At 52.4% G+C, this 4,537-nt stretch carries 4 protein-coding genes; all 4 read left to right on the plus strand.

Going from position 1 to position 4,537, the window contains the following annotated elements; translation table 11 throughout:
- Nucleotides 1-511 precede the first annotated feature (511 nt).
- The 4 genes from QZN42_RS10005 (at nucleotide 512) to QZN42_RS10020 (ending at nucleotide 4,329) form a co-directional block, all read left to right on the plus strand.
- A complete protein-coding gene (locus QZN42_RS10005; protein ID WP_296957281.1) occupies nucleotides 512-1,402 on the plus strand; it encodes a DUF2156 domain-containing protein in 891 nt (296 codons plus the stop codon).
- A 772-nt stretch (nucleotides 1,403-2,174) separates the two neighbouring features.
- Nucleotides 2,175-3,434 carry an enhanced intracellular survival protein Eis gene (locus QZN42_RS10010; RefSeq protein WP_296957283.1) on the plus strand — a complete coding sequence of 420 codons (1,260 nt, stop codon included), beginning with the start codon at nucleotides 2,175-2,177 and terminating at the stop codon, nucleotides 3,432-3,434.
- Nucleotides 3,421-3,696: a GIY-YIG nuclease family protein gene (locus QZN42_RS10015; protein WP_296957285.1), complete on the plus strand. Its 276-nt coding sequence runs from the start codon at nucleotides 3,421-3,423 to the stop codon at nucleotides 3,694-3,696. The genes QZN42_RS10010 and QZN42_RS10015 overlap by 14 nt, the downstream gene beginning before the upstream one ends.
- A 21-nt stretch (nucleotides 3,697-3,717) precedes the next feature.
- Nucleotides 3,718-4,329, plus strand: coding sequence for a DUF2232 domain-containing protein (locus tag QZN42_RS10020; RefSeq protein WP_296957288.1), 612 nt, complete (start codon nucleotides 3,718-3,720; stop codon nucleotides 4,327-4,329).
- Nucleotides 4,330-4,537: the final 208 nt, after the last annotated feature.

The following is a 4,537-nucleotide window of genomic DNA, read 5'->3' on the forward strand; positions in this document are numbered from 1 at the left end:
TCTACCATGGCAATCGCTAACTGAAAAAAGCTAAAAAATGGACCCTGGGGTAAGTGCGCCCTTTTTTGGGTTTTTCGGGATAATGGTTTTATAGTAAACTTGGGGAGCCTTGAACGTTTCGACTTGCAGGGAGGATTTTAACATCGCCTGGGCACAGTCCCCATATCTGCTCGTGCCGGAGAGCGGCACACCTTCACGGAGCACGGAGCACGAACCACGAACCACGAATCACGAATCACGAACGAGGTTTACCTGTTTTTTTCGGCCCGAAGGGCCGGTTGTATGGTTTAGGGCGGGTGGGCGGGAGTATAAAAAAGGGCGCCTGTATAATTTTAAGGCGCCCACCTTCACGAACAACGAAGAACGAAGAACGAACAACGATTTACACTGAACGATTATTTCCAATCACTTGCCTGCCTATGGTAGAATAGTTATGAGTCATTTAAAAAATTAAATGTATCCTATTCCGGTATTTCATTTTTCTTATAATATATATGTATATTTAAAGGAGTTGGCCATCATAGATTTCAAACCGTTTCGCATTGAGGACAAGGCTCTGATTGACAGTTATTTCCGGGTGCATCATTATGAGCAGATCGACTGCACGTTTAATACGCTTTTCCTGTGGCAGAAGGCGCACGGGACGAGCTGGGATATCGTGGATGATATTCTTTTCGTGAAGGCGGGTGAGGGGAAGGATACGTTTTTTCTGCCGCCTTTTGCCAAGAGGGAGGAGGATTTCGTTCACGGGCTGGATCTGATTCACGCGGAATATGACCGGATGGGCATCGATTTCCGTCTGAAGTCGGCTTCCCGCTGGGTGACGGAGCAGATCGAGCGTCTCTGCCCGGGGAAATATGATTTCATCGAGGACCGGGATAATGAGGAGTATGTGTATCTCACGAAGAATATGATCACTCTTCCGGGGAAGAAGCTCCGGATGAAGAAGAATCATCTGAATTCGTTCCTCCGCCAGTATTCGGATTATCAGTATGAATCGATTACGAAGGATAATATGGAGGATGCGAAGGAGGGGATTCATGACTGGTTCGTCCGCCACGGGGATATCGAGGAGGAGGAGGAAGCCATGCAGCTCTGTTTCGACCACTGGGATGAGCTGGGGGTCCGCGGGGCAATCATCCGCATTTATGGAAAGGTGGAGGCTTTCACCAATGGGGATCTGGTGAATGAGAGGATGGCTCATATCATTTTCGAAAAGGCCAATCCCAATATCCGCGGGCTGTACCAGGCAATCAACCGGGATTTCCTCATCCATGAATTCGCAGATACGGAATTCGTAAACCGCGAGGAGGACCTGGGGGTACCAGGCCTTCGGGAAGCGAAGATGGGGTATAATCCGGACCACCTGACGGAAAAGTTTGACGTAATTCTTAAGAAGTGATAAGTGGTAAGTGGAGGTGCGCGCTGAAAATGATATGGTGCGCGAGTTTTTGGAAATAAGCGGTACGTACTTACCGGTTGTCTCAGTTTCGACTTGTATGAAAGTCAGCCCCCTTCACCCGCTTCGCGGGAGCTTCCCCCGTAGGGGGAAGCGGGGTGAAACTGCCGGGGAAATTTAGAGTCGAAAGTGCAGTTCCCTTCACCGCTTCGTGGAGCGCCCCGGGATGAGTTTACCTTTTAGCTCATTCTCGACTTGAACGACAGTACAGCCCCAGTCGCCTTCGGCGCCAGCTTCCCGAACTTCGGGGGACCTGTGAGGGGAGCCTGACCACGAGTAATTCGAGACATCCGGTGTGAAAAAGATACGGAATCAGCCTTAAAATCTGCCTGGCAAATATGAGGCTAATGATAAAACGTACTCGGAAGAAATGCCTCTATCCGTAAGATGCGGGCTCTCCCTCGGGAGAGCTCCGCAAAGCGGTGAGAGGGCAGGTAAGGGGAAAGGCGGCCTGTGCCGCCGGGTGGTTCCCTTGCCCTTTCAGTCGCCTTCGGCGCCAGCTTCCCCGAGGGGAAGCCTTCTCGCGGGAGATTTGAGCCAATTAAGCAGAAGGTGTGGCACCGGATCGGGTCAGGCGCGAAGCGCCTATATAAAAAGATTGGTTTCCCGCAGGGAAACCATATCCTTCCTGATGGCCCCGACCACCCCGATTACCCCGTTATCAATTGAATTTCTATATTTTTATTTCTATCTTTTTAATATAACAGGAGCCATTATGAAGATCCGTAAAGCTTCCGAAATGGATGAGGAACAGGTCAGGGGTCTCTGGGGCTATTGTTTTGAAAAGCCCGGTGATCCTTTCTTTCAGTGGTATTTCAAAAATGTATATACGCCGGAGACGGTGCTGGTGGGGGAGGAGAAGGGGCAGATTGCCTGTGATCTTCACCGCCGGCCGTATACGCTCAATATCCGCGGCGAGAGGTTTGACGTGGATTATATCGTAGGCGTGGCCACGCATCCGGCGGCGAGAGGGCGGGGCTTTGCTTCGGACCTTCTCCGCGGGGAGTTCCATATGGCGGCGAAGGAGGGAAAGCCTTTCGTCATTCTCATGCCTTCGGCTGCGTCTTATTACCTGCCCATGGGTTTTGGCTTTTACTGCCATCAGTGGGAGAGGAAGGCGTCGCCCGAGGAGCTGGGCCGCATCGGAAAGAAGGCTCTCTCCTGCCGCACCATTTCTTCGGTGAATGAGTGGAAGGACCTTTCTGCCATTTACAATGCCTATACGGATGGAAGGAACGGTTACTCTCTCCGGGATGAAAATAGCTGGAAGTCTCATATCGACGGACAGCTGGTGGAGGGGTATATCGCCGTAGTCTATGATGAAATAGGACCGGCCGGTTACCTTTTCTATACTTTTGATGACAGGACTTTCATCGCTACGGAAATGGCTTTCGCCCGGGAGTCGGGACGGAAGGGCCTCTATGCGTACATGGCGGGCCACAGGGGATCTGTGGACAAATGCATCTGGTATGAACCGCTGGATGATGAGTCCTACCTGTACTGGAATGACGGGGCAGAGCATACCTATATTTCCAATAAGACTTTCCCCTATATGCTGGGACGCCTCACGGACCCGGTGACTGCCTTTGACGGTCTGCCCTGCCCGGCAAATGTGGAGGGGCAAATCGCTTTCCAGCTGATCGATTCGTTCCTCCCCGAAAACAGCGGTATGTACGTGCTCACCGCAGGAAAGGGGACAATCCGTGCGCTGAAGGTGGACGTATTCTATGACCTGAAGCTCCACATCGAAGATATTTCCGGAGTGAAAATGGGGACCGCCGTGCCGGAACCGGATTTCTGCATCGGCGCAGGAAGCCTGGCGCAGCTTTTCATGGGGTCTATTTCCCTGAAAGAACTGATCGATATGGGTAAGGCCAGATGGCTCACCGAGCAGCCCGATGAAAGAAGCCGGGCCCTCCTTCTGGCCGGAGCCATGCTGCCGAAGGAAAAGAACTGGATCAATGAGTGGTTCTGAGAGGAAATATTTCGCCTACCTTCTCCGCTGCAGCGACGGTTCCCTCTACGGGGGATACACGGTGGATTCCATCGAAAAGCGGGTGGAAACCCATAACGCGGGGAAGGGCAGCCGTTACACCAGGAGCCGCCTGCCGGTGAAACTGGCCTGGTATAAAGAATGTGAGACTGAGCACGAGGCAAGGTCCCTGGAGTGGCACATCAAACATCAGTCAAAACAGAAAAAAGAGGCTCTCGCCGCCTCTTTTGGAAAGGAAAAATAAGTGGAGCCCATCAATCCGTCTGTGCGAAAAACGAAATATCTCACCGAGGCTGCGGCAGCCGCTGCCATTGCAGCGCTCCTGGTGCTCCTGAAACTCCTGGCCCCCTTTCTCGTATTTATTACGATGCTGACCAGTGCCATACCGATTGCCATTATCTGCAGCCTGCACGGTATGAAATGGGGTTTCTTCACGGCCATCGCTGAAATCGTGCTGGTCAATATCATAGGAGGGGTGGAGCTGGGCATAACGACCGCCTTCTATGCGGCAGCCCTGGGCCTGGCCATGGGCTGCGGTTTCCGCCACCAGCTTTCCGCGGCAAAGACGATGCACCTCACGGCGCTTGCCTATATCGTGGAAATGTCCTACAAAATTGCCGTATCCATCTATATCCTGGGCATTGCCGATGCCCTGTCGTCAGCCATCGACCGGTTCACTACCTTCATCCAGTGGCTGTGGAAACCGCTCTCTGCCATCGCAGGCTTCGACCCGGACCCCGGGAAAGCTGCCTTCACCACCAGCGGCATGGTCATGGTGGGACTCATCTTCATTTTGAACGCTTACTGCTACGCCTATCTCAATAACGAACTGGGGAGAGAAGTGCTGAAACGGGTCAAAGCGGGGAGAAGAGAGTAGAATCTGCTCAGGCGGGTTTAAATCGGTCTGAGTCAGAAACGATTGTCGGATTTCGGACTTGGGATTTGGGATTTCGGGAAGGTGGCCGCTTAAAATTTGGAAGCGGCCGATTTTTTTAGTGTGCCGGGCATGGTACGATTCTAGCTGGTGAAAGTCCAGTTACAGGTATTTGTCGCCGAGTGTAGCGGAGCGCAAGCTGTAAACAGTA

Origin of the sequence: uncultured Dialister sp., assembly GCA_900314595.1 — a bacterium.
Taxonomy (GTDB): Bacteria; Bacillota; Negativicutes; order Veillonellales; family Dialisteraceae; genus Dialister.